The sequence below is a fragment of the Enterobacter sp. MGH 24 genome, assembly GCF_000493015.1.
Lineage (GTDB): Bacteria > Pseudomonadota > Gammaproteobacteria > Enterobacterales > Enterobacteriaceae > Enterobacter.
In genome coordinates this window covers 1,196,545-1,220,808 of sequence record NZ_KI535657.1, presented here as the reverse complement: position 1 = coordinate 1,220,808, position 24,264 = coordinate 1,196,545, and the positions used below count along the sequence as shown (strand labels likewise).

The following is a 24,264-nucleotide window of genomic DNA, read 5'->3' as shown; positions in this document are numbered from 1 at the left end:
GCTAACCATCCTAACATTGTTGACTCTGGGATGGCAGTTTTACGGTTGATGAAGCGTGAGAGGGACAAGGCGGCGTATTCGTCAGCCATAGCCGTATTCAGGAATTTACACGTACAGAACGGTGCTACACTTGTATGTAGCGCATCTTTCTTTACGGTCAACCGGCAAGGTGTTAAATTGATCACGTTTTAGACCATTTTTTCGTCGCTACCACCAAAAATGATAAGGGCGAAAAAGGGTAACGGTTATCTTTTTGAAATACTGCGGGCCCGCTGTTATTCGTGTTTTGAATAGCTTGCGCCACCCGGAAACATCAGGCGATACGTCTTGTACCTCTATATTGAGACTCTGAAACAGAGACTGGATGCCATAAATCAACTGCGTGTGGATCGCGCGCTTGCTGCCATGGGCCCTGCTTTCCAGCAGGTATACAGTCTGCTGCCGACATTATTGCACTATCACCATCCGCTGATGCCTGGCTACCTTGACGGTAACGTTCCCCAGGGCATTTGCCTTTTCACGCCTGATGAAACCCAACAGCATTATCTGAACGAGCTTGAGCTCTATCGCGGCATGCCGCCACAGGAGTCTCCGAAAGGTGAACTGCCGATTACCGGCGTTTACTCTATGGGGAGCACCTCATCGGTAGGGCAAAGCTGTTCTTCGGACCTGGACATCTGGGTCTGTCATCAGTCCTGGCTCGATAACGACGAGCGTCAGCTGCTGCAGCGCAAGTGTAGCCTGCTGGAGAGCTGGGCGGCTTCGCTCGGTGTGGAAGTAAGCTTCTTCCTGATTGATGAAAACCGTTTCCGCCATAACGAAAGCGGCAGTCTGGGTGGTGAGGACTGCGGCTCGACTCAGCACATCTTACTGCTGGATGAATTTTACCGTACTGCCGTGCGTCTGGCCGGGAAGCGTATTCTGTGGAATATGGTCCCGTGCGAAGAAGAAGAGCATTACGATGACTACGTCATGTCGCTTTACGCGCAGGGCGTACTGACGCCAAACGAATGGTTGGATCTCGGCGGCCTAAGCTCTCTGTCCGCAGAAGAGTACTTTGGCGCAAGCCTCTGGCAGCTCTATAAGAGTATCGACTCGCCGTATAAAGCGGTGCTGAAAACGCTGCTGCTGGAAGCCTATTCCTGGGAATACCCCACGCCTCGCCTGCTGGCGAAAGATATCAAGCAGCGCTTGCACGACGGGGAGATCGTCTCCTTCGGGCTGGACGCCTACTGCATGATGCTGGAGCGCGTGACCGAATACCTTAAAGCCATTGATGACACCACGCGTCTGGACCTGGTGCGTCGATGTTTCTATCTCAAAGTCTGTGAGAAATTGAGCCGCGAGCGCGCCTGCGTGGGCTGGCGTCGTGAAGTGGTCAGTCAGTTAGTGAAAGAGTGGGGATGGGACGAAGCGCGTCTGTCCATGCTCGACAACCGGGCCAACTGGAAAATCGATCAGGTACGTGAAGCGCACAACGAACTGCTCGATGCGATGATGCAAAGCTATCGTAACCTGATCCGCTTTGCGCGCCGTAACAACCTCAGCGTTTCCGCCAGCCCGCAGGATATCGGTGTCTTGACCCGTAAGCTGTACGCCGCGTTTGAGGCGCTGCCGGGTAAAGTCACCCTGGTTAACCCGCAGATTTCGCCAGACCTGTCAGAACCGAACCTGACCTTTATCTATGTGCCGCCGGGCCGCGCAAACCGCACCGGGTGGTATCTGTATAACCGTGCGCCAAGCATGGATTCAATCATCAGCCATCAGCCGCTGGAATATAACCGCTACCTGAACAAGCTGGTGGCCTGGGCCTGGTTCAACGGCCTGCTGACCTCGCGCACGCGCCTGTTTATCAAAGGCAACGAGGTGGTTGATCTCGCTAAGCTGCAGGAGATGGTCGCGGATGTGTCGCACCACTTCCCGCTGCGCCTGCCTGCCCCAACGCCGAAAGCGCTCTACAGCCCGTGCGAGATTCGCCATCTGGCGATTATCGTCAACCTGGAATACGACCCGACGGCGGCCTTCCGCAATCAGGTGGTCCATTTTGACTTCCGCAAGCTGGACGTCTTTAGCTTTGGCGAGCAGCAAAACTGTCTGGTGGGCAGCGTGGATCTGCTGTACCGCAACTCGTGGAACGAAGTGCGTACCCTGCATTTCAACGGCGAGCAGGCGATGATCGAAGCGTTGAAAACCATTCTCGGCAAGATGCACCAGGATGCCGCGCCGCCGGACAGCGTTGAGGTATTTTGCTACAGCCAGCACCTGCGCGGTTTAATTCGTACCCGCGTGCAGCAGCTGGTCTCTGAGTGTATCGAACTGCGTCTCTCCAGCACCCGTCAGGAAACCGGGCGCTTTAAAGCGCTGCGCGTCTCCGGCCAGACCTGGGGCCTGTTCTTCGAGCGCCTGAACGTGTCGGTACAGAAGCTGGAAAACGCTATCGAGTTCTACGGCGCGATTTCGCACAACAAGCTGCATGGCCTGTCGGTGCAGGTGGAAACCAACCACGTTAAGCTGCCGCAGGTGGTGGACGGCTTTGCCAGCGAAGGGATTATTCAGTTCTTCTTTGAAGAGTCGGGCGAGGATGCCGGGTTCAACATCTACATTCTGGATGAAACCAACCGCGCCGAGGTATATCACCACTGTGAAGGCAGTAAAGAGGAGCTGGTGCGCGACGTCAGCCGCTTCTACTCCTCTTCGCATGACCGTTTCACCTACGGCTCAAGCTTTATCAACTTTAACCTGCCGCAGTTCTACCAGATTGTGAACGTCGACGGTCGTACGCAGGTGATCCCGTTCCGGACCCAGGCCGTAACGCCTGCCGCGCCTGCCAGTCAGGACACCGCGCCGCTGTTGCAGCAGTATTTCTCCTGAGTCTTTTCGCTCGCCCGGTGGCGGCTACGCCTTACCGGGCCTACAACAGCTCGAACCCGTAGGCCGGGTAAGCGCTGCGCCACCCGGCAACAAAACTACCTGAAACTCACAGCCTCACCCGCCTGCGCGGTCGCCGCCTGTTCCAGCAAATCCCAGAACGGTACGCCGCTGCGGTCGCAAACCCACTCCCCGTCTTTCAGATCGAAATGATAGCCACCCTGTTTCGCGGCCAGCCAGACCTGGTGAAGCGGCTCCTGGCGGTTAATAATAATTTTGCTGCCATTTTCGAAGCTCAGGGTCAGAATGCCGCCGTTGATTTCACAATCGATATCGCTGTCGCCGTCCCAGTCGTCAAGACGCTCTTCGATGGTCATCCACAGGTTGTCGGCAAGGCGATGGAATTCACTGTCGTTCATGGTTTTGTTCCTGTTTTTCGTGATGCCGGCAGTATAACCCTAAATAATTCCCGTTGCAGGAAAGCGGCAAACTCTTGCTTTTGTGTCTTCTCCTGCGATGATAGAAACAGATTTGAACTTACGGGCAACTTTATAATGAAAAACGCTTTCCGAACGCTTGCCGTTCTCATCACGCTGTTTAGCCTGACTGGCTGCGGACTGAAGGGACCACTTTATTTCCCACCTGAGGATAAAACTGCGCCGCCGCCGACAAAACCTGTGCAAAGCGGTATTGAGTCTACCACGCCAAATACTAACGATCGTGGCGACAGCGGTGGCCCGACTCAGGTTAATCTCTGACGACAACGTTCTGTACCCGCGCAATGGAGCAAATGATGCAGTTCTCTAAAATGCATGGCCTTGGCAACGATTTTATGGTCGTCGACGCGGTAACGCAGAATGTGTTTTTCTCCCCGGAACTGATCCGTCGCCTGGCGGATCGGCACCTGGGCGTGGGGTTCGATCAGCTGCTGGTGGTCGAGCCACCGTACGATCCCGACCTCGATTTTCACTACCGTATTTTTAACGCGGACGGCAGCGAAGTTAACCAGTGCGGCAACGGCGCGCGCTGTTTTGCCCGCTTTGTCCGCCTGAAAGGGCTGACCAACAAGCGTGATATTCGCGTCAGCACCGCCAATGGTCGCATGGTGCTCAGCGTCACCGATGATGAACTGGTGCGCGTGAACATGGGCGAGCCTAACTTCGAGCCCTCCGTCGTGCCGTTTCGCGCAAACAAAGCGGAAAAGACCTATATTATGCGTGCGGCCGAGCAGACAGTATTGTGCGGCGTCGTCTCAATGGGTAACCCACACTGCGTGATTCAGGTTGATGATGTGGAAACTGCCGCGGTCGAAACGCTCGGCCCGGTGCTGGAAAGCCACGAACGTTTCCCGGAGCGCGCGAACATCGGCTTTATGCAGGTGGTGAAACGCGAGCACATTCGCCTGCGGGTTTACGAGCGCGGCGCGGGCGAGACTCAGGCCTGCGGAAGCGGCGCCTGTGCTGCGGTGGCCGTGGGCATCTCCCAGGGGTTACTGGCAGAAGAGGTTCGCGTGGAATTACCGGGCGGTCGGCTTGATATCGCCTGGAAAGGACCGGGTCATCCACTGTATATGACTGGCCCGGCGGCACATGTCTATGACGGGTTTATCCATCTATGAAGCAACCAGGGGAAGAACTGCAGGAAACAGTGACGGAACTGGACGACAGAGCTGTTGTTGATTATCTGCTGCGCAATCCTGAGTTTTTTATTCGCAATGCACGCGTCGTCGAAGAGATGCGCGTGCCGCATCCGGTTCGCGGGACCGTGTCGCTGGTCGAATGGCACATGGCGCGCTCGCGCAACCACATCAATCAGCTTGAAGAGAACATGACGCTGCTGATGGAGCAGGCCAGCACCAACGAAAGCCTGTTCTATCGACTGCTGCATCTGCAGGCGCGTCTGGCGTCGGCGCACAGTCTCGACGAGTTCCTCAGCCGCTTCCACCGCTGGGCCCGGGAGCTGGGGCTGGCAGGCGCAACGATTCGTCTGTTCCCTGACCGCTGGCGCATTGGGGCACCGTCGGGGTTTACCCATCTGGCGCTCAGCCGCCAGGCGTTTGAACCGCTGCGCATTCAGCGTCTGGGCCATGAGCACCACTATCTGGGGCCGCTGAACGGACCTGAGCTGCTGGTGGTATTGCCGGAAGCCAAAGCGATTGGCTCGGTAGCGATGTCGCTGATGGGGCGCGATGGCGATCTGGGGGTCATGTTATTTACCAGTCGCGACGCGCATCACTATGAGCAGGGGCAGGCCACGCACCTGCTGCAGGAGATCGCCCTGATGCTGCCCGAGCTGCTGGAGCGCTGGATTGAGCGCGTATGACGGACGGACTGCTCGCCACTGACGTCTCGCGCTTTCTGCGCTATCTGGGCGTGGAGCGTCAGCTTAGCCCCATTACCCTGCTCAACTACCAGCGTCAGCTTGATGCCATCATGCAGATTGCCGACGAAATCGGCCTGAAAAGCTGGCAGCAATGTGACGCTGCGACGGTGCGCGGGTTCGTTGTGCGTAGCCGAAAAAAAAATCTCAGCCCGGCGAGCCTGGCACTCAGGCTCTCAGCGCTGCGCAGTTTCTTCGACTGGCTGGTCAGCCAGGGGGGCTTAAAAGCCAACCCGGCAAAAGGGATCGCCACGCCAAAAGCGCCGCGCCATCTGCCTAAAAATATCGACGTCGACGACGTAAACCGCCTGCTGGATATCGATCTTAACGATCCGCTGGCCGTGCGCGACCGCGCGATGCTGGAGGTGATGTACGGTGCCGGGCTGCGTCTCTCTGAGCTGGTTAATCTTGATATCAAACACCTCGATCTGGAGTCCGGTGAAGTGTGGGTGATGGGCAAGGGCAGCAAAGAGCGCCGCCTGCCTATTGGCCGCAACGCGGTCTCCTGGATTGAGCACTGGCTTGACCTGCGCGGGCTGTTTGGCAGCGAAGAGGATGCGTTGTTCCTGTCGAAGCTCGGCAAACGGATCTCGGCGCGTAACGTGCAGAAACGCTTTGCGGAGTGGGGCATTAAGCAGGGGCTGAACAGCCACGTTCACCCGCACAAGCTGCGCCACTCCTTTGCGACACACATGCTTGAGTCAAGCGGCGATCTGCGCGGCGTGCAGGAACTGCTTGGCCACGCGAATCTGTCGACCACTCAAATCTATACCCACTTAGACTTCCAACACCTTGCCTCGGTGTATGACGCGGCGCATCCACGCGCCAAACGGGGGAAATAATGCGTTTTTACCGCCCACTCGGTCAGATCTCAGCCCTGACGTTTGACCTTGATGACACCCTTTACGACAACCGCGAGGTGATCCTGCGTACCGAGCAGGAGTCGCTGGCGTTTGTGCAGAACTACCATCCCGCGCTGAAAGCGATGCAGAACAAAGATTTTCAGCAGCTGCGTCAGTCCCTGCGGGAGACCGAGCCGGACATCTACCACGACGTGACCGAATGGCGTCGCCGTGCGGTTGAACAGGCGATGCTCAATGCCGGCCTGAGCGCGCAGGACGCGGCCATCGGTGCCGAAGCGTCCATGGAAAACTTCGCCAAATGGCGCAGCCGTATCGACGTGCCGCAGGAGACCCACGACACGCTGGCGAAGCTTGCCGAAAAGTGGCCGCTGGTGGCGATCACCAACGGCAATGCCCAGCCCGAGCTGTTTGGCCTTAGCGATTACTTTGAATTTGTGCTGCGCGCAGGCCCGCACGGGCGCGCGAAGCCGTTCAGCGACATGTACCATCTGGCGGCGGATAAGCTTAACCTGCCGCTCGGTAAGATCCTGCACGTCGGGGACGACCTCACCACGGACGTGGCCGGGGCTATCCGCTGCGGCATGCAGGCCTGCTGGATCAAGCCGGAAAACGCCGACCTGATGACCACGCTGGACAGCCGTCTTCTGCCGCACGTGGAAATTTCACGGTTGGCATCCCTCACGACGCTGATATAATCACCAGTAATATTGTATAAATTACCAGGGTTTTGCAGTTGTAGGCCCGGTAAGCGAAGCGCCACCGGGCGTTTCGCTGTGTTCCTGAATACTATGTGACGGTGCCAATGGACGTTTCTTACCTGCTCGACAGCCTTAATGACAAACAGCGTGACGCGGTTGCCGCCTCGCGCACCAACCTGCTGGTGCTGGCTGGAGCGGGCAGTGGTAAGACGCGCGTGCTGGTTCACCGTATCGCCTGGCTGCAGAGCGTGGAAAACTGCTCACCGTACTCCATCATGGCGGTCACGTTCACCAACAAGGCGGCGGCGGAGATGCGCCACCGCATCGCGCAGCTGATGGGTACCAGCCAGGGCGGCATGTGGGTCGGTACCTTCCACGGTCTGGCGCACCGCCTGCTGCGCGCACACCATATGGACGCCAACCTGCCGCAGGATTTCCAGATCCTCGACAGCGAAGATCAGCTCCGTCTGCTGAAGCGCCTGATTAAGGCGATGAACCTCGACGAGAAGCAGTGGCCGCCGCGTCAGGCGATGTGGTACATCAACGGCCAGAAGGACGAGGGGCTGCGCCCGCACCATATCCAGAGCTTCGGCAACCCGGTCGAGCAGACCTGGCAGAACGTCTACAAGGCCTATCAGGAAGCATGCGATCGCGCCGGTCTGGTGGATTTCGCCGAGCTGCTGCTGCGCGCCCACGAGCTGTGGCTCAACAAGCCGCACATCCTGCAGCACTACCGTGAACGCTTTACCAATATCCTGGTGGACGAGTTCCAGGATACCAACAACATCCAGTACGCGTGGATACGCCTGCTGGCCGGTGATACCGGCAAGGTGATGATCGTAGGCGATGATGACCAGTCGATCTACGGCTGGCGCGGGGCGCAGGTGGAGAACATCCAGCGCTTCCTCAACGATTTCCCTGGCGCACAGACCATCCGTCTGGAGCAGAACTACCGCTCAACCAGCAACATTCTGAGTGCGGCCAACGCCCTGATTGAAAACAACAACGGGCGTCTGGGTAAAAAGCTGTGGACCGACGGCGTCGACGGCGAACCGATTTCGATTTACTGCGCCTTCAACGAGCTCGACGAAGCCCGCTTCGTGGTGAACCGCATCAAAACCTGGCAGGACAACGGCGGCGCGCTGGAGCAGTGCGCCATTCTCTACCGCAGCAACGCCCAGTCGCGCGTGCTGGAAGAGGCGCTGCTGCAGGTGAGCATGCCGTACCGCATTTATGGCGGCATGCGATTCTTCGAACGTCAGGAAATCAAAGATGCGCTTTCATATCTGCGCCTGATCGCCAACCGCAACGACGATGCGGCGTTTGAGCGCGTGGTCAACACGCCGACCCGCGGCATCGGTGACCGCACTCTGGACGTGGTGCGTCAGGCCTCGCGCGATCGCCAGCTTACGCTCTGGCAGGCATGCCGCGAGCTGCTGCAGGAAAAAGCCCTCGCCGGACGTGCCGCCAGCGCATTACAGCGCTTCCTTGAGCTGATTGACGCCCTGGCGCAGGAAACCGCCGACATGCCGCTGCACGTGCAGACCGACCGGGTGATTAAAGACTCCGGCCTGCGTACCATGTACGAGCAGGAGAAAGGCGAGAAGGGTCAGACCCGTATCGAGAACTTAGAGGAACTGGTGACGGCGACGCGCCAGTTCAGCTACAACGAAGAAGACGAAGACCTGATGCCGCTCCAGGCGTTCCTCTCTCACGCCGCGCTGGAAGCGGGGGAAGGGCAGGCGGATACCTGGCAGGATGCGGTTCAGCTCATGACCCTGCACTCTGCCAAAGGCCTCGAGTTCCCGCAGGTATTTATCGTCGGGATGGAAGAGGGGATGTTCCCGAGCCAGATGTCGCTGGATGAGGGCGGTCGGCTGGAAGAGGAGCGTCGTCTGGCCTACGTGGGCGTGACGCGCGCGATGCAAAAGCTGACGCTGACCTACGCCGAAACCCGCCGTCTGTACGGTAAAGAGGTTTATCACCGTCCGTCGCGCTTTATCGGCGAGCTGCCGGAAGAGTGCGTGGAAGAGGTGCGTCTGCGGGCGAGCATCAGCCGTCCGGTCAGTCATCAGCGCATGGGCTCGCCGATTGCGGAAACCGACACCGGCTACAAGCTGGGTCAGCGCGTGCGCCATTCGAAATTTGGCGAAGGCACCATTGTGAATCTGGAAGGCAGCGGCGAGCACAGCCGTCTGCAGGTGGCGTTCCAGGGGCAGGGGATTAAATGGCTGGTGGCGGCCTATGCGAAGCTGGAAACGGTCTAACATTCAGAAAAATATCATTATTTTGTAATAATCTGCTAGCCTTATACAGTGAAGGTCAATTAATGCCCTTCAGCGTTCCGTTGCGTGTTGACGCCACAGTTATAGCTGGCGTAACATGCGCGCACGATTACGCTAAGAGGACATTCGCCTTGGACACACCCAGTAGATACTGGCTCAATTCCCTGTCATCCAGGAACAACTCCTAAGGCTATCTCCTCTTGCTGATGGCCTTAGTGGTTGTCAGCGACCTGCATTATTCCCGTCGCGCTGAGTCAGGCTGTTTAATGGTCTGAAACCCAATTTGTTTCTGTGTGCCCACCGAACTGTCCGATATTTTTTGCATTGGGAGTCCCGGTCATGTTGAGCGCATTTCAACTCGAAAATAACCGACTGACTCGGCTTGAAGCCGAAGAGTCACAGCCCCTCATTGATGCTGTATGGGTGGATCTGGTCGAGCCGGACGACGATGAGCGCCTTCGCGTACAATCTGAGCTGGGGCAAAGCCTGGCAACCCGCCCGGAACTGGAAGACATCGAAGCATCCGCGCGTTTTTTTGAAGACGAAGACGGCCTGCACATTCACTCCTTCTTCTTCTTTGAAGATGCGGAAGATCACGCGGGTAACTCCACCGTGGCGTTTACCATTCGCGACGGCCGCCTGTTTACCCTGCGCGAGCGCGAGCTGCCGGCATTCCGCCTCTACCGCATGCGCGCCCGCAGCCAGGCGATGGTGGACGGTAACGCTTACGAGCTGCTGCTCGATCTGTTCGAGACCAAAATTGAACAGCTGGCGGACGAAATTGAAAACATCTACAGCGATCTGGAAAAGCTGAGCCGCGTGATCATGGAAGGCCATCAGGGCGATGAGTACGACGAAGCGCTCTCCACGCTGGCGGAGCTGGAAGATATCGGCTGGAAGGTGCGTTTGTGTCTTATGGATACCCAGCGCGCGCTGAACTTCCTGGTGCGCAAGGCGCGTCTGCCGGGCGGTCAGCTGGAGCAGGCGCGTGAGATCTTACGAGATATCGAATCCCTGCTGCCGCACAACGAATCTCTGTTCCAGAAGGTGAACTTCCTGATGCAGGCGGCGATGGGCTTTATCAACATCGAGCAGAACCGCATCATCAAGATCTTCTCGGTGGTGTCCGTGGTGTTCCTGCCGCCGACGCTGGTGGCGTCCAGCTATGGGATGAACTTTGAGTTTATGCCGGAACTGAAGTGGAGCTTTGGCTACCCGGGGGCGATTATCTTTATGATCCTCGCGGGGCTGGCGCCGTATCTGTACTTTAAGCGTCGTAACTGGCTTTGAGAATCCGCCCGGTGGCGCTACGCTTACCGGGCCTACAGATCTTGTAGGCCGGATAAGGCGCAGCCGCCATCCGGCAAAAAGGCACTACAGGCCTTTGCGCACCCTGCGCTGGGTATAAATCGCATCCGCAACGAAAATCGCCAGCGCCACCCAGATAAAGGCGAACGTCACCATCTTATCCGCACCCGGCACTTCGCCGTAAAACACCACTGCCAGCAGGAACATCAGCGTCGGGCCAATGTACTGGAAGAAGCCCAGCGTGGAGAGACGCAGACGCGTCGCTGCACCGGTGAAGCACAGCAGAGGAATGGTGGTCACCACGCCCGCCGCCATCAGCATCAGGTTCAGCGACCACGGGTTGCTGCCCATATGGCTGGTGGCGCTGTCGGCGATGCCGAAGAGATAAATCGCCGCCACGGGCAGCAGCCACAGGGTTTCAAACAGCATCCCCGTCTGCGCTTCCACCGCAATCTTCTTACGCACCAGACCATAGAAGGCAAAGCTAAACGCCAGGCCGAGGGCAATAATCGGCAACGAGCCGAAGGTCCATAGCTGCACCAGCACGCCGCAGAAGGCCAGAATCACCGCCACCCACTGCATCCGGCGGAAGCGTTCGCCGAGGAAAATCATCCCCAGCACGATGTTCACCAGCGGGTTAATGAAGTACCCCAGGCTCGCTTCGAGCATGTGATGGTTATTCACCGCCCAGATGAACAGCAGCCAGTTGCCGCCAATCAGCACCGCTGAGAGCGCCAGCAGGAAGACCTTTTTAGGGGTTTTGAACAGCGTTTTGACGCCCGACCACTGACGGCTGAGGCTCATCAGCGCAATCATAAAGAAGAATGACCAGATAACGCGGTGAGTCAGGATCTCATCGGCCGGAACGTAGGCGATAAGCTTGAAATACGCCGGGGCAATACCCCAAATAAAATAAGCGGCAAGGGCGAGTAAAACGCCCTGCCGCGTCTGTTTAGCATCCATCGGGAAAATCCGTTACAAATAAGTGAATTAATTTTACCCGATTTTGCCGCCTCAACCCACCATATAAGTGGCGGTTGCGCTGGCGATATACACCTGTTCTTCGTTGTGTAATTCAACGCGCGCCACAGCAACTTTGTTGCCCGCACGCAGCAGGCTGCTGGTACAGGTAAAGCGATTTCCGCGCCCCGGGCGAAGATAGTCGACGCGCAGATCAATGGTGCCCATGCGTGCCAGACGCTGGCGAAGTTCGTCTTCGTTGATGGTGTCATGGCGGGTCAGCGTACTGCCCACGCAGACCAGACCTGCCGCGACGTCCAGCGCGGAGGCAATCACGCCGCCGTGCAAAATACTTTGCGCCCAGTTACCCACCATCATCGGCTGATTGTTGAAGCTCAGCTGGGCAAAGTCTTTCTCGTAACGCTCCAGCTCCAGTCCCAGCGCACGGTTAAACGGCATATGGTAAACAAAAATCTCGCCCACGAGTTTTAACACTTCTTCGGCGGTAAGCATGGCTGACATGAGGCATCACATCCTTATTGTTAATGAAATGTTGATTTTATGCCTCGGCAACAAGGAATTCCACTTTCAGAAACGAGGATGCAGCAGTTGTCGCAGAAGTCTGTAGAATGTCCGCCACATAACTATTCAGGTAATTTTACTCTTTTGCAGGAGAACACCACCGATGCGGACGTATCTGGCCTGGTTACTGGCGGCGGTTGCGCTGCCCCTCACAGCATATGCGCAGGAAGCGACGATCAAAGAGGTGCATGATAAACCTGCCGTTCACGGCAGCATTATCGCGAACCTTCTTCAGGAGCATGACAATCCGTTCACGCTCTATCCGTATGACACCAACTACGTGATTTACACCCAGACCAGCGATCTCAACAAAGAAGCGATAAGCTCCTATAACTGGTCTGATAATGCGCGTAAAGATGAGGTGAAGTTCCAGCTCAGCCTCGCGTTCCCGTTCTGGCGCGGTATTCTGGGGCCGAACTCGGTGCTCGGGGCGTCTTACACGCAGAAATCCTGGTGGCAGCTCTCTAACAGCGGAGAGTCCTCACCGTTCCGCGAAACCAACTATGAGCCGCAGCTGTTCCTCGGTTTTGCAACGGATTATGAATTTGCGGGCTGGACGCTGCGTGACGTCGAGGTGGGCTTTAACCACGATTCCAACGGTCGTTCTGACCCTACCTCGCGCAGCTGGAACCGTGCCTATACGCGTCTGATGGCGCAGAACGGTAACTGGATGGTGGAAGTGAAGCCGTGGTATGTGGTGGGCGAAACCGATGACAACCCGGATATCACCAAATATATGGGCTATTACCAGCTCAAAGTCGGCTACCAGTTGGGTGATGCCGTGCTCAGCGCCAAAGGCCAGTACAACTGGAACACCGGCTACGGCGGTGCGGAAGTGGGCTTAAGCTATCCAATGACGAAGCATGTCCGCATCTATACTCAGGTGTACAGCGGTTACGGCGAGTCGCTTATCGATTACAACTTCAACCAGACCCGCGTCGGCGTGGGCGTGATGCTGAACGATATTCTCTAGGCTGTTCGAATGTTTTTGCGTTAAACGTTGAAGTTTCTCTCTCAGGCGCTGAAAATAGCGCCTGTTTCATTTCTGGCATATGGGGTTAACGTGGCGCAGGCGGAAGTATTGAATCAGGAGTCGCTGGCTAAACAGGTTTTGCATGAAACCTTTGGCTACCAGCAGTTCCGCCCCGGCCAGGAAACCATCATTGAAACGGTGCTGGAAGGTCGTGATTGCCTGGTGGTGATGCCAACCGGCGGCGGTAAGTCCCTCTGTTATCAGGTACCCGCGCTGGTACTTAACGGCCTGACGGTCGTGGTATCCCCTCTCATTTCTCTGATGAAAGACCAGGTTGACCAGCTGCTCGCCAACGGCGTGGCGGCAGCCTGCCTTAACTCCACGCAAACCCGGGAGCAGCAGCAAGAGGTGATGGCCGGGTGCCGCACGGGACAGATCCGCCTGCTGTATATCGCCCCGGAACGCCTGATGCTGGATAACTTCCTCGACCACCTGGCGCACTGGAACCCGGTGCTGCTGGCGGTAGATGAAGCGCACTGTATCTCTCAGTGGGGACACGATTTCCGCCCGGAATATGCCGCCCTCGGCCAGCTGCGTCAGCGCTTCCCCGAGCTGCCGTTTATGGCGCTCACCGCCACGGCGGATGATACCACGCGGCTGGATATCGTTCGTCTACTCGGGCTGAACGACCCCTATATTCAGGTCAGCAGCTTCGACCGCCCTAACATCCGCTATATGCTGATGGAAAAGTTCAAGCCGCTGGATCAGCTCCTGCGCTACGTCCAGGAGCAGCGCGGCAAGTCCGGCATCATTTACTGCAACAGCCGTGCGAAGGTCGAAGACACCGCCGCGCGTCTGCAAAATCGCGGCTTTAGCGCCGCCGCGTATCATGCCGGGTTAGAGAACCACATCCGCGCCGACGTGCAGGAAAAATTCCAGCGCGACGACCTGCAAATCGTGGTCGCGACGGTGGCGTTCGGAATGGGCATTAACAAGCCGAACGTGCGCTTTGTGGTGCATTTCGACATCCCGCGCAATATCGAATCCTACTATCAGGAAACCGGCCGCGCCGGGCGTGACGGCCTGCCTGCGGAAGCGATGCTGTTTTACGATCCGGCCGATATGGCGTGGCTGCGCCGCTGTCTGGAAGAGAAGCCGCAGGGACCGCTGCAGGATATCGAGCGCCACAAGCTCAACGCGATGGGCGCGTTTGCCGAAGCGCAAACCTGCCGCCGTCTTGTGCTGCTCAACTACTTTGGTGAAGGGCGACAGGAGCCGTGCGGCAACTGCGATATCTGCCTTGATCCGCCGAAACAGTACGATGGCCTGATGGATGCGCGTAAGGCGCTCTCGACCATTTACCGTGTGAATCAGCGCTTCGGGATGGGCTACGTGGTGGAGGTGCTGCGCGGTGCCAACAGCCAGCGTATCCGCGACATGGGCCACGACAAGCTGCCGGTCTACGGTATTGGCAAAGAGCAGAGCCACGAGCACTGGGTGAGTATCATTCGCCAGCTGATTCACCTCGGCTTTGCCACGCAGAACATTGCCCAGCACTCCGCCCTGCAGCTGACCGAAGCGGCGCGTCCGGTCCTGCGCGGTGACGTTGAACTGAAGCTCGCCGTGCCGCGCGTCATCGCCCTGAAGCCGCGCGTAATGCAAAAATCGTACGGCGGCAACTATGACCGCAAGCTGTTCGCCAAACTGCGCAAGCTGCGTAAAGCTATCGCTGACGAAGAGAACATCCCGCCGTACGTGGTGTTCAACGATGCGACGCTGATTGAGATGGCCGAGCAGATGCCGCTCAGCGCAAGTGAGATGCTCAGCGTCAACGGCGTGGGGACACGCAAGCTGGAGCGCTTCGGTAAAGAGTTTATGGCGCTCATCCGCTCTCACGCCGATGGTGATGATGAGGAGTAGTCAGCCGGGCGAAAAAGTGCCAGGATGATGACTCACTGAATTATTTCCCCGCGAGTTAATTATGTTGATGCTATTTCTCACCGTGGCGTTAGTGCACATCGTTGCGCTGATGAGCCCCGGCCCGGACTTTTTCTTCGTATCACAAACGGCCGTCAGCCGCTCCCGCAAAGAGGCGATGATGGGCGTGCTTGGTATCACCATGGGCGTTATGGTCTGGGCGGCCGTTGCGCTGCTCGGTTTGAACCTTATCCTGGCGAAGATGGCCTGGCTGCATAACATCATTATGGTCGGCGGCGGCCTGTACCTGTGCTGGATGGGCTACCAGATGCTGCGTGGGGCGCTGAAGAAAGAAGAGAAAAAGCCGGAAGAGCCAAAGGTGGAGCTGGCAACGGGCGGCCGCAGCTTTGTAAAAGGGCTGCTGACCAATCTGGCAAACCCGAAAGCCATTATCTATTTCGGCTCGGTGTTCTCGCTGTTTGTCGGGGATAACGTCGGTGCGGGCGCGCGCTGGGGCATCTTCCTGCTGATTGTCATTGAAACCTTTGCCTGGTTTACCATCGTGGCCAGCCTGTTCGCTTTACCGGCAATGCGCCGCGGCTACCAGCGTATCGCGAAGTGGATTGACGGCTTCGCCGGCGCGCTGTTCGCCGGCTTCGGTATTCATCTCATCATTTCTCGCTAAGCATGACGCGCTGACGCAAGCAGCGCGCCAACCAGCATAAACAGCGAGCCAAAGACTTTATTCAGGGCCTTCATCTGCTTAGGCCCTTTAATCCACGCCGCAATTCGCTGCGCCAGCGTCGCGTAACCAATCATCACAATGATATCGACGATAATGGTGGTCGCGCCCAGCACCACGTACTGCATCACCTGCGGCTGGTGCGGAACGATAAACTGCGGGAACAGCGCGGCGAGGAAAACGATGCTCTTCGGGTTGGTCAGATTGACGAACACCGCGCGCTTAAACAGATGGCCGCGATTTTGCGTCTGAGCCAGCGTATTCAGGTTGATGGAGCCTGCCGCGCGCCACTGCTGGATACCGAGCCAAATCAGATACGCCGCACCGGCCCATTTCAGCACCTCAAAGGCCAGCACGGAGCGGGAGAACAGGGTCCCCAGACCGATCCCGACCAGTACAATATGAATGCCCAGCCCGGTCTGCAAACCGGCAATCGACGCCGCCGCACCGCGGTAGCCGTGATTGATAGAGGTGGTCATGGTGTTAATAGCACCCGAACCTGGAGAAAGGCTGAGGATAATGGATGTCAGCAGGTAGGCGAACCACCACTCGAAGGTCATTTGAAACTCCCGAACCGTCTATTTTTATGCCACAATACGCTATTATTGAGTCATTTTGTGACCGTTGACGAAAAAAACGATATTCCCTGGATTACGTGAGTGGAAACCCAATGTTTCAGCAGAAAAAGGACTGGGAAACACGAGAAAACGCTTTTGCTGCTTTCTCTATGGGGCCGCTGACCGATTTCTGGCGGCAGCGTGAGGAAGATGAGTTTACGGGCGTCGGGGGCATCCCGGTGCGCTTCGTTCGTTTCCGCAATGAAAAAAATGACCGGGCGATCGTCGTTTGCCCCGGACGTATTGAAAGCTACGTTAAATATGCCGAACTGGCCTACGATCTGGTCCATATGGGGTTCGACGTGCTGATTATCGACCACCGTGGACAGGGGCTGTCCGGTCGTATGCTGCCGGATACGCACCGTGGGCATGTCGATAGCTTTAGCGATTACGTCGACGATTTTGCCGCGTTCTGGCAGCAGGAAGTGCAGCCTGGCCCCTGGCGCAAGCGGTATATCCTTGCGCATTCGATGGGCGGCGCCATTTCGACGCTGTTTTTGCAACGGTACGATCACCAGTGCGATGCCATTGCGCTCACCGCGCCGATGTACGGGATCGTCATCCGTTTTCCTGACTGGATGGTGCGCCATCTTCTCGACTGGGCTGAGGGCCATCAGCGCATTCGAGAAGGCTACGCCATTGGTACAGGGCGCTGGCGCGCATTGCCATTCGCCATCAACGTTCTGACCCACAGCCGACAGCGCTATCGTCGCAACCTGCGCTTTTATGCCGATGAACCGCGCTTGCGCGTGGGCGGCCCGACCTGGCACTGGGTGCGGGAGGGCATTCTGGCCGGTGAGCAGGTGCTGGCGGGCGTAGGCAATGACGACACACCAACGCTCCTGATTCAGGCTGAAGAAGAGCGTGTGGTGGATAACCGCATGCATGACCGCTATTGCGAACTGCGCGCTGCCGCCGGTCACCCTTGTGAAGGGGGAAAACCGCTGGTCATTAACGGCGCGTACCATGAGATCCTTTTTGAAAAGGACGCTATGCGCTCAGTCGCGCTTAACGCCATTGTTGAATTTTTCAACAGGCATAATTGATTCTTGTTTTCCACCAGAGGTTGAAATCCCTATGTACCAGGTTGTTGCATCTGATTTAGATGGCACGCTGCTTTCCCCCGACCACACCCTGTCGCCTTACGCGAAAGAGACCTTAAAACTCCTGACCGCCCGTGGCGTGAACTTTGTGTTCGCTACCGGCCGCCACCACGTGGACGTAGGGCAAATCCGCGATAATCTTGAGATCAAATCGTACATGATCACCTCCAACGGTGCGCGCGTGCATGATACTGACGGTAACCTGATCTTTACCCACAACCTGGATCGCGATATTGCCGCCGATCTGTTCGGCGTGGTGCACAACAACCCGGAAATCGTCACCAACGTTTATCGCAACGACGACTGGTTTATGAACCGCCACCGCCCGGAAGAGATGCGTTTCTTCAAGGAAGCCGTATTCCAGTACTCACTGTACGAGCCGGGTCTGCTGGAGCCGGAAGGGATCAGCAAGGTATTCTTCACCTGTGTAAACCATGAGGAATTGCTGCCGCTGGAACAGGCGATCAACGCCCGCTGGGGCGATCGCGTCAACGTGAGCTTCTCAACCCTGACCTGCCTGGAAGTGATGGCGGGGGGTGTCTCCAAAGGTCATGCGCTGGAGGCCGTCGCGAAACGTCTGGGCTTCGAGCTGAAAGACTGTATCGCCTTTGGCGACGGCATGAACGACGCCGAGATGCTGTCGATGGCGGGCAAGGGCTGCATCATGGAGAACGCGCACCAGCGTCTTAAAGACCTGCACCCGGAGCTGGAAGTGATCGGTACCAATGCAGACAACGCGGTGCCGAAGTATCTGCGCAAACTGTTCCTTGAATAATCTTCATTCGGTTGTTTATTGCTCAGATGTCAACTAAAGAGTTCGCTACAATGCCTCTCCTTCTTTTTGAGAGACAAGCATTGTGGCGCTACTCATTATCACCACTATCCTGTGGGCCTTCTCCTTTAGCCTGATTGGCGAATACCTTGCCGGTTCGGTCGACAGCTACTTCTCGGTGCTGATGCGCGTGGGGCTGGCGGCGCTGGTGTTCCTGCCGTTTCTGCGCACGCGCGGGCAATCGCTGAAAACGATTGTGCTCTATATGCTGGTGGGGGCGATGCAGCTCGGCATCATGTATCTGTTTAGCTTCCGGGCCTACGTCTACCTGTCTGTCTCCGAGTTCCTGCTTTTTACCGTACTGACGCCGCTCTATATCACGCTGATTTACGACCTGCTCAGCAGGCGCCGCCTGCGCTGGGGTTACCTGCTAAGCGCGGCACTGGCGGTGATCGGCGCGGCGATTATTCGCTATGACAAAGTCAGCGATCACTTCTGGACCGGGCTGATGTTCGTCCAGCTCGCTAACATCAGTTTTGCCATCGGCATGGTGGGCTACAAACGCCTGATGGAAACCCGTCCGATGCCGCAGCACAACGCGTTCGCCTGGTTTTATATGGGCGCCGCGATTGTCGCTGTGGCAGCGTGGTTTATGCTCGGTAACCCGCAAAAACTGCCGACAACCTCCGTGCAGTGGGGCGTTCTGGTCTGGCTGGGCGTAGTGGCGTCAGGGCTGGGGTACTTCATGTGGAACTACGGCGCTACTCAGGTAGACGCCGGTACGCTGGGGATCATGAACAACGTGCATGTCCCGGCAGGGCTGCTGGTCAACCTCGCCATCTGGCAGCAACAGCCGCACTGGCCGAGCTTCATTATTGGGGGAGCGGTGATCCTGGCTTCGCTGTGGGTCCATCGCCGATGGGTCGCTCCGCGCTCCGCACAAACGGAAGATGGTCGCACGCGTGGTTCCGCGCTGAGCGAATAAACGCCTCCGTGATCGGCTGACGCTGCTCGCCATCGCGCACGGCGGCGTACAGTCGGCTCCACAGTCCTTCACCCAGGGTTTTGGTCTGCACCAGACCCTGGCGTTCAAAACTCTCCACCACCCAATGCGGCAGCGCCGCGATGCCCATTCTGGCCGCCACCATCTGAATCAGCAGCAGCGTGTTATCCACGCTTTTCAGCTGCGGACTAATGCCTGCCGGCTGCAGGAAGTGACGCCAGATATCCAGACGACTGCGCTGGACCGGATAAATCAGCAGCGTTTCTGTCGCCAGGTCTTCCGGCGTAATGCGCGTTTTGGTCGCCAGCGGGTGGTCCGGCGCCAGCACCAGGCGCACTTCATAATCAAACATCGGCGAATAGTGCAGGCCGCTGCGCGGCAGGATGTCAGAGGTCATCACCAGGTCCAGCTCGCCCTGCTGCAGCGACGGCTGCGGGTCAAAGGTCACGCCGGATTTGAAGTCCATCTCCACCTGCGGCCACTTCTGACGGAAGTTCTCAAGCGCGGGGGTCAGCCACTGAATACAGCTGTGGCACTCAATGGCGATACGCAGTTTGGTCTGCTGCGGTTCGTTACACGCCTGCAGCGCGCTGGCGATTTGCGGCAGTACCTGATTCGCCAGCTGAAGAAGAATTTCACCTTGCGGCGTAAAGCGCAGGGGCTGGCTCTTGCGCACAAAAAGACGGAAGCCGAGGCGTTGTTCTAGATCGCTGAACTGGTGAGAAAGGGCGGACTGGGTCTGGTGCAGCGTGGCCGCAGCCGCCGCGAGCGAGCCGCAGTTCCGCAACGCTTGTAGCGTTTTCAGGTGTTTTATCTCGATCATGAAAGTCCTTCACTTCGCCATGAACATATTGCGCTTGAGGAATATACAGTACCTGCCAATTATAGATGTGTAAACATCTGGACGTCTAAATAACGAATTTCACAAGGGGCACACCATGACAATCCGCAATCACACTCTCGGTTTCCCTCGCGTCGGCCTGCGTCGCGAGCTGAAAAAAGCGCAAGAAAGCTACTGGGCGGGGAAAGCCACCCGTGAAGAGCTGCTGGCGGTGGGGCGCGAGCTGCGCGCCCGTCACTGGGATCAGCAAAAACAGGCGGGCATTGACCTGCTGCCGGTGGGCGATTTCGCCTGGTACGACCATGTTCTGACGACCAGCCTGCTGCTTGGCAACGTCCCGGCTCGTCATCAGAACAAAGATGGATCGGTAGATATCGATACCCTGTTCCGCATCGGCCGTGGCCGCGCGCCAACGGGGGAGCCCGCGGCAGCGGCGGAAATGACCAAGTGGTTTAACACCAACTATCACTATATGGTGCCGGAGTTTGTGAAAGGCCAGCAGTTCAGCCTGACCTGGAAGCAGCTTCTGGATGAAGTGGATGAAGCGCTGGCGCTGGGCCACCAGGTGAAGCCGGTGCTGCTCGGGCCGGTAACCTACCTGTGGCTGGGCAAAGTGAAAGGCGAGCCGTTTGACCGACTCAGCCTGCTGAAGGATATCCTGCCGGTCTACAAACAGCTGCTGATTGAGCTGGGCAAACGCGGCATTCAGTGGGTACAAATCGACGAGCCTGCGCTGGTGCTTGAGCTGCCCCAGGTTTGGCTCAATGCCTTCAAACCGGCGTATGACGCGCTCGCCGGGCAGGTAAAACTCCTGCTGACGACCTATTTTGAAGGCGTGACGCCGAACCTGAAGACTATTGCCGCGCTGCCGGTGCAGGGCCTGCACGTTGACCTCGTACACGGTAAAGATGATGTGGCGGAGCTGCACAAGCGCCTGCCGGCGGACTGGCTGCTTTCCGCCGGGCTGGTTAACGGTCGTAACGTCTGGCGCGCCGATCTCACCGAGAAATATGCACAAATCAAAGATATTGTCGGCAAACGTGAGCTATGGGTGGCATCCTCTTGCTCCCTGCTGCACAGCCCAATCGATCTGAGCGTGGAGACCCGCCTCGACCCTGAAGTGAAAAGCTGGTTTGCCTTCGCCCTGCAAAAATGTGAAGAGCTAACGCTGCTGCGAGACGCGCTGAACACCGGCGACACGGCGGCGATTACCGAATGGAGCGCGCCGATCCAGGCACGTCGTCACTCGGCACGCGTGCACAATCCGGCAGTGGAAAAACGTCTGGCGGCCATCACCGCCCAGGACAGCCAGCGCCAGAGCCCGTATGAGGTGCGCGCTGGAGCGCAACGCGCCCGTTTCAATCTGCCCGCCTGGCCAACCACGACTATCGGCTCTTTCCCGCAAACTACGGAGATCCGCGGCCTGCGTCTGGACTTCAAAAAGGGCAATCTGGATGCGAATCACTACCGCACCGGCATTGCGGAACACATCAAGCAGGCGATTATCGAGCAGGAACGCCTGGGGCTGGACGTGCTGGTGCACGGCGAGGCCGAGCGTAACGACATGGTGGAATACTTTGGTGAGCACCTGGACGGCTTTGTCTTTACCCAGAACGGCTGGGTGCAGAGCTATGGCTCCCGCTGCGTCAAGCCGCCGGTGGTCATTGGTGACGTTAGCCGCCCGGAAGCGATCACCGTGGAGTGGGCGAAGTATGCCCAGTCCCTGACCGACAAGCCGGTAAAAGGCATGCTGACCGGCCCTGTGACCATTCTCTGCTGGTCGTTCCCGCGTGAAGACGTGACCCGTGAAACCATCGCCAAACAGATAGCCCTGGCGCTGCGTGATGAAGTGGCCGATCTGGAAGCGGCAGGTATTGGCATTATCCAGATTGACGAGCCGGCGCTGCGTGAAGGCCTGCCGCTGCGCCGCAGCGACTGGGACGCCTACCTGCAGTGGGGCGTGGAGGCGTTCCGCATTAACGCCGCGGTGGCGAAGGACGACACCCAGATCCACACCCACATGTGTTACTGCGAATTTAACGACATTATGGATTCGATTGCCGCGCTGGACGCCGACGTGATCACCATCGAGACCTCGCGTTCGGATATGGAGCTGCTGGAGTCGTTTGAAGAGTTCGACTACCCGAATGAAATCGGGCCGGGCGTGTACGACATTCACTCCCCGAACGTGCCGAGCGTGGAGTGGATTGAAGCCCTGCTGAAAAAAGCGGCCCAGCGCATTCCGGCAGAGCGCCTGTGGGTGAACCCGGACTGCGGACTGAAAACCCGCGGCTGGCCAGAGACGCGTGCGGCGCTCGCCAACATGGTGAAGGCGGCGCAGAATTTACGTCAGGCTTAATGACACTTAGGCCCGGTAAGGCGTAGCCGCCACCGGGCTTTTTGCTTTATGCTTTTTTCCCGCCGTACTGGCTAAACCACGCCAGCATCCGCTGCCAGCCATCTTTGGCTGATTCTGCGTGATAGCTCGGACGATAATCGGCGTTAAATGCATGCCCGGCATCCGGGTACACCACAATCTCCGCCTTCGCATTTGCCGCACGGAGCGCATGGCGCATGGTCTCTACCGAATCAAGCGAAATACCGGTGTCCTGACCGCCGTAAAGCCCTAATACGGGGGCATTTAACTCGGTGGCAATATCGACCGGATGTTTCGGTGAATTCAGCGTTTTTTCACCTACCAGTTTGCCGTACCAGGCGACAGCGGCTTTGAGCTGCGGGTTATGCGCGGCATACAGCCAGCTTATGCGTCCGCCCCAGCAGAAACCGGTGACCAGCAGACGATGTGGATCGCCCCCGTTGCGCGCCGCCCAGCTGGCGACGTGATCGAGATCGGCCAGCACCTGCGCGTCCGGGACTTTGCTGACCAGGTTGCTGAGCAATGTTGGAATATCGCTGTAGTCGTTCGGATCGCCCTGACGGAAGTAGAGCTCTGGCGCAACGGCCAGATACCCTTCCAGCGCCAGCCGGCGGCAGAGGTCGCGAATGTGTTCGTGAACACCAAAGATCTCCTGAATCACAATCACGATGGGCAGCGGGCCGTCTGCCGATTTTGGCCGTGCGTGATAAGCAGGCATATTCTCCCCCTGCGAGGGAATGGAGGTCTCACCCGCGGTAATTGCCGCTTCTGGCGTCGACACGATGGTGGAAGCATGTGGGGCCGCAGCAGGTGCAAAACCGGTTTTTTCAGTCATGGCATTCTCCGTACCAATGAGTTAGCGCAAAGGTAAATATAGACACCAGGTTAACAACTCACAGTGCCTTAAACGGTCTATCTTTTGTGCAGCACCTGGCGATATAACTTGTTAATGTGATGTAAATCACTTTTTTATGGAAATTTAATGCAATCATTTTCATTCATGGTGAGTTGCGTCACGAAAATATGCATGCTGCTTCTGTAAAGTACCGTTTTACTTCTTCTGACTAACCGACCCACAGAGGAGTCACCTATGTCTAAGTCTGATGTTTTTCATCTCGGCCTCACCAAAAACGATTTACAAGGGGCTACGCTCGCAATCGTCCCTGGCGACCCTGAGCGTGTGGAAAAGATCGCCGCGCTGATGGATAAGCCGGTCAAGCTGGCTGCCCATCGTGAGTTCACCACCTGGCGCGCAGAGCTGGATGGCAAAGCGGTGATCGTGTGCTCTACCGGTATCGGTGGTCCGTCTACCTCTATTGCTGTTGAAGAGCTGGCCCAGCTGGGCATTCGTACTTTCCTGCGTATCGGTACCACCGGCGCTATCCAGCCGCACATCAACGTCGGCGACGTGCTGGTCACGACCGCGTCCGTCCGTCTGGACGGTGCAAGCCTGCACTTTGCGCCGATGGAATTCCCGGCAGTGGCTGATTTCGAATGCACCACCGCGCTGGTTGAAGCCGCGAAGTCCGTAGGCGCAACTACCCACGTGGGCGTAACCGCCTCTTCCGACACCTTCTATCCGGGCCAGGAGCGTTACGACACCTTCTCAGGCCGCGTGGTAAGCCGTTTCAAAGGCTCAATGGAAGAGTGGCAGTCCATGGGCGTGATGAACTATGAAATGGAATCTGCAACGCTGCTGACCATGTGCGCAAGCCAGGGTCTGCGTGCCGGTATGGTGGCGGGCGTTATCGTCAACCGTACCCAGCAGGAGATCCCGAACGCCGAAACTATGAAGCAGACCGAAAGTCATGCAGTGAAAATCGTGGTTGAAGCCGCGCATCGCCTGATCTAATTCTCTCTTCTGAAATCAAAGGCCGACACGTTCGGCCTTTATTTTTTGCGTAGCGCCTCGCAGGAAAACCCTTTCAAACTGGACGTTTATACAGCACAATTCTATTTTGTGCGGGTAATACGTT

Annotated in this window: 23 protein-coding genes; 17 read left to right on the top strand and 6 right to left on the bottom strand. The window is 57.5% G+C overall.

Features of this window, described 5'->3' with window-relative positions; genetic code table 11:
• Positions 1–327: 327 nt before the first annotated feature.
• Positions 328–2,871 (top strand): class I adenylate cyclase, encoded by a 2,544-nt coding sequence (gene cyaA / locus L370_RS16005; protein ID WP_023333808.1) that lies wholly within the window; start codon positions 328–330, stop codon positions 2,869–2,871.
• A 95-nt stretch (positions 2,872–2,966) separates the two neighbouring features.
• Here cyaA and cyaY read toward each other — a convergent pair whose 3' ends face one another.
• On the bottom strand, positions 2,967–3,287 hold the full coding sequence (gene cyaY / locus L370_RS16010) for an iron donor protein CyaY (RefSeq protein ID WP_023333807.1): 321 nt from the start codon (positions 3,285–3,287) through the stop codon (positions 2,967–2,969).
• 135 nt (positions 3,288–3,422) lie between these two features.
• Between cyaY and L370_RS0121825 the strand changes: the two genes are divergently transcribed.
• The 8 genes from L370_RS0121825 (at position 3,423) to corA (ending at position 10,383) form a co-directional block, all read left to right on the top strand.
• Positions 3,423–3,626, top strand: a complete 204-nt coding sequence (locus tag L370_RS0121825) for an LPS translocon maturation chaperone LptM (RefSeq protein ID WP_032641437.1) — start codon at positions 3,423–3,425, stop codon at positions 3,624–3,626.
• A 35-nt stretch (positions 3,627–3,661) separates the two neighbouring features.
• Positions 3,662–4,486 carry a diaminopimelate epimerase gene (dapF, locus tag L370_RS16015; protein ID WP_008501545.1) on the top strand — a complete coding sequence of 275 codons (825 nt, stop codon included), beginning with the start codon at positions 3,662–3,664 and terminating at the stop codon, positions 4,484–4,486.
• Positions 4,483–5,190: a DUF484 domain-containing protein gene (locus L370_RS16020; protein WP_023309626.1), complete on the top strand. Its 708-nt coding sequence runs from the start codon at positions 4,483–4,485 to the stop codon at positions 5,188–5,190. The genes dapF and L370_RS16020 overlap by 4 nt, the downstream gene beginning before the upstream one ends.
• Positions 5,187–6,089, top strand: coding sequence for a tyrosine recombinase XerC (gene xerC, locus L370_RS16025; RefSeq protein WP_023309625.1), 903 nt, complete (start codon positions 5,187–5,189; stop codon positions 6,087–6,089). Before L370_RS16020 ends, xerC begins: the two co-directional genes overlap by 4 nt.
• Complete coding sequence (gene yigB, locus L370_RS16030) at positions 6,089–6,805, top strand: 5-amino-6-(5-phospho-D-ribitylamino)uracil phosphatase YigB (RefSeq protein ID WP_023333806.1); 717 nt, start codon at positions 6,089–6,091, stop codon at positions 6,803–6,805. The genes xerC and yigB overlap by 1 nt, the downstream gene beginning before the upstream one ends.
• 107 nt (positions 6,806–6,912) lie before the next feature.
• Positions 6,913–9,075 (top strand): DNA helicase II, encoded by a 2,163-nt coding sequence (gene uvrD / locus L370_RS16035; RefSeq protein ID WP_023333805.1) that lies wholly within the window; start codon positions 6,913–6,915, stop codon positions 9,073–9,075.
• A 149-nt stretch (positions 9,076–9,224) separates the two neighbouring features.
• Positions 9,225–9,281: a YsgD/CorL family protein gene (gene ysgD / locus L370_RS23600; protein WP_212743980.1), complete on the top strand. Its 57-nt coding sequence runs from the start codon at positions 9,225–9,227 to the stop codon at positions 9,279–9,281.
• A 151-nt stretch (positions 9,282–9,432) separates the two neighbouring features.
• Complete coding sequence (gene corA / locus L370_RS16040; protein ID WP_008501540.1) at positions 9,433–10,383, top strand: magnesium/cobalt transporter CorA; 951 nt, start codon at positions 9,433–9,435, stop codon at positions 10,381–10,383.
• Between the two features lie 84 nt (positions 10,384–10,467).
• Here corA and rarD read toward each other — a convergent pair whose 3' ends face one another.
• Together rarD and yigI are read right to left on the bottom strand one after the other, a co-directional pair.
• Entirely contained in the window at positions 10,468–11,364 is an 897-nt protein-coding gene (gene rarD / locus L370_RS16045) for an EamA family transporter RarD (RefSeq protein ID WP_023333804.1), read from the bottom strand.
• A 51-nt stretch (positions 11,365–11,415) separates the two neighbouring features.
• Entirely contained in the window at positions 11,416–11,883 is a 468-nt protein-coding gene (yigI, locus tag L370_RS16050; protein WP_008501538.1) for an acyl-CoA thioesterase YigI, read from the bottom strand.
• Between the two features lie 163 nt (positions 11,884–12,046).
• Between yigI and pldA the strand changes: the two genes are divergently transcribed.
• The 3 genes from pldA (at position 12,047) to rhtC (ending at position 15,518) form a co-directional block, all read left to right on the top strand.
• A complete protein-coding gene (gene pldA, locus L370_RS16055) occupies positions 12,047–12,916 on the top strand; it encodes a phospholipase A (RefSeq protein WP_023333803.1) in 870 nt (289 codons plus the stop codon).
• Between the two features lie 90 nt (positions 12,917–13,006).
• Positions 13,007–14,836 (top strand): ATP-dependent DNA helicase RecQ, encoded by a 1,830-nt coding sequence (gene recQ / locus L370_RS16060; protein ID WP_032666553.1) that lies wholly within the window; start codon positions 13,007–13,009, stop codon positions 14,834–14,836.
• Between the two features lie 61 nt (positions 14,837–14,897).
• Positions 14,898–15,518, top strand: coding sequence for a threonine export protein RhtC (gene rhtC, locus L370_RS16065; protein ID WP_023333801.1), 621 nt, complete (start codon positions 14,898–14,900; stop codon positions 15,516–15,518).
• Here the strand turns inward: rhtC and rhtB are convergent.
• Entirely contained in the window at positions 15,515–16,135 is a 621-nt protein-coding gene (gene rhtB, locus L370_RS16070) for a homoserine/homoserine lactone efflux protein (protein ID WP_008501533.1), read from the bottom strand. The two genes, rhtC and rhtB, sit on opposite strands and share 4 nt — an antisense overlap.
• 110 nt (positions 16,136–16,245) lie before the next feature.
• Here rhtB and pldB point away from each other — a divergent pair, with 110 nt between their 5' ends.
• The 3 genes from pldB to L370_RS16085 all read left to right on the top strand — a co-directional run bounded on the left by pldB (position 16,246) and on the right by L370_RS16085 (position 19,052).
• Positions 16,246–17,238: a lysophospholipase L2 gene (gene pldB / locus L370_RS16075; RefSeq protein ID WP_023333800.1), complete on the top strand. Its 993-nt coding sequence runs from the start codon at positions 16,246–16,248 to the stop codon at positions 17,236–17,238.
• A gap of 31 nt (positions 17,239–17,269) precedes the next feature.
• The gene (yigL, locus tag L370_RS16080) at positions 17,270–18,070 is read left to right on the top strand and encodes a sugar/pyridoxal phosphate phosphatase YigL (protein WP_023333799.1); all 801 of its coding nucleotides are present in this window, start codon (positions 17,270–17,272) and stop codon (positions 18,068–18,070) included.
• Positions 18,071–18,152: 82 nt separating this feature from the next.
• The gene (locus tag L370_RS16085; RefSeq protein ID WP_023333798.1) at positions 18,153–19,052 is read left to right on the top strand and encodes a carboxylate/amino acid/amine transporter; all 900 of its coding nucleotides are present in this window, start codon (positions 18,153–18,155) and stop codon (positions 19,050–19,052) included.
• Here the strand turns inward: L370_RS16085 and metR are convergent.
• On the bottom strand, positions 18,940–19,893 hold the full coding sequence (metR, locus tag L370_RS16090) for an HTH-type transcriptional regulator MetR (RefSeq protein ID WP_023333797.1): 954 nt from the start codon (positions 19,891–19,893) through the stop codon (positions 18,940–18,942). The two genes, L370_RS16085 and metR, sit on opposite strands and share 113 nt — an antisense overlap.
• 115 nt (positions 19,894–20,008) lie before the next feature.
• On the opposite strand from metR, the gene metE reads away from it, so the two are divergent.
• Positions 20,009–22,270 (top strand): 5-methyltetrahydropteroyltriglutamate--homocysteine S-methyltransferase, encoded by a 2,262-nt coding sequence (metE, locus tag L370_RS16095; RefSeq protein ID WP_023333796.1) that lies wholly within the window; start codon positions 20,009–20,011, stop codon positions 22,268–22,270.
• Positions 22,271–22,316: 46 nt separating this feature from the next.
• Here the strand turns inward: metE and L370_RS16100 are convergent, their stop codons facing one another.
• Entirely contained in the window at positions 22,317–23,123 is an 807-nt protein-coding gene (locus tag L370_RS16100; protein WP_023333795.1) for a dienelactone hydrolase family protein, read from the bottom strand.
• A gap of 255 nt (positions 23,124–23,378) precedes the next feature.
• Between L370_RS16100 and udp the strand changes: the two genes are divergently transcribed.
• Positions 23,379–24,140 carry a uridine phosphorylase gene (gene udp, locus L370_RS16105; protein WP_023333794.1) on the top strand — a complete coding sequence of 254 codons (762 nt, stop codon included), beginning with the start codon at positions 23,379–23,381 and terminating at the stop codon, positions 24,138–24,140.
• Positions 24,141–24,264: the final 124 nt, after the last annotated feature.

What these genes read in the sequence shown, in the direction of transcription:
- cyaY (WP_023333807.1), bottom strand. Translation starts at nt 3,287, where the DNA reads ATGAACGACAGTGAATTCCATCGCCTTGCCGACAACCTGTGGATGACC.
- L370_RS0121825 (WP_032641437.1), top strand. Translation starts at nt 3,423, where the DNA reads ATGAAAAACGCTTTCCGAACGCTTGCCGTTCTCATCACGCTGTTTAGC.
- dapF (WP_008501545.1), top strand. Translation starts at nt 3,662, where the DNA reads ATGCAGTTCTCTAAAATGCATGGCCTTGGCAACGATTTTATGGTCGTC.
- L370_RS16020 (WP_023309626.1), top strand. Translation starts at nt 4,483, where the DNA reads ATGAAGCAACCAGGGGAAGAACTGCAGGAAACAGTGACGGAACTGGAC.
- xerC (WP_023309625.1), top strand. Translation starts at nt 5,187, where the DNA reads ATGACGGACGGACTGCTCGCCACTGACGTCTCGCGCTTTCTGCGCTAT.
- yigB (WP_023333806.1), top strand. Translation starts at nt 6,089, where the DNA reads ATGCGTTTTTACCGCCCACTCGGTCAGATCTCAGCCCTGACGTTTGAC.
- uvrD (WP_023333805.1), top strand. Translation starts at nt 6,913, where the DNA reads ATGGACGTTTCTTACCTGCTCGACAGCCTTAATGACAAACAGCGTGAC.
- corA (WP_008501540.1), top strand. Translation starts at nt 9,433, where the DNA reads ATGTTGAGCGCATTTCAACTCGAAAATAACCGACTGACTCGGCTTGAA.
- rarD (WP_023333804.1), bottom strand. Translation starts at nt 11,364, where the DNA reads ATGGATGCTAAACAGACGCGGCAGGGCGTTTTACTCGCCCTTGCCGCT.
- yigI (WP_008501538.1), bottom strand. Translation starts at nt 11,883, where the DNA reads ATGTCAGCCATGCTTACCGCCGAAGAAGTGTTAAAACTCGTGGGCGAG.
- pldA (WP_023333803.1), top strand. Translation starts at nt 12,047, where the DNA reads ATGCGGACGTATCTGGCCTGGTTACTGGCGGCGGTTGCGCTGCCCCTC.
- rhtC (WP_023333801.1), top strand. Translation starts at nt 14,898, where the DNA reads ATGTTGATGCTATTTCTCACCGTGGCGTTAGTGCACATCGTTGCGCTG.
- rhtB (WP_008501533.1), bottom strand. Translation starts at nt 16,135, where the DNA reads ATGACCTTCGAGTGGTGGTTCGCCTACCTGCTGACATCCATTATCCTC.
- pldB (WP_023333800.1), top strand. Translation starts at nt 16,246, where the DNA reads ATGTTTCAGCAGAAAAAGGACTGGGAAACACGAGAAAACGCTTTTGCT.
- yigL (WP_023333799.1), top strand. Translation starts at nt 17,270, where the DNA reads ATGTACCAGGTTGTTGCATCTGATTTAGATGGCACGCTGCTTTCCCCC.
- metR (WP_023333797.1), bottom strand. Translation starts at nt 19,893, where the DNA reads ATGATCGAGATAAAACACCTGAAAACGCTACAAGCGTTGCGGAACTGC.
- metE (WP_023333796.1), top strand. Translation starts at nt 20,009, where the DNA reads ATGACAATCCGCAATCACACTCTCGGTTTCCCTCGCGTCGGCCTGCGT.
- L370_RS16100 (WP_023333795.1), bottom strand. Translation starts at nt 23,123, where the DNA reads ATGACTGAAAAAACCGGTTTTGCACCTGCTGCGGCCCCACATGCTTCC.
- udp (WP_023333794.1), top strand. Translation starts at nt 23,379, where the DNA reads ATGTCTAAGTCTGATGTTTTTCATCTCGGCCTCACCAAAAACGATTTA.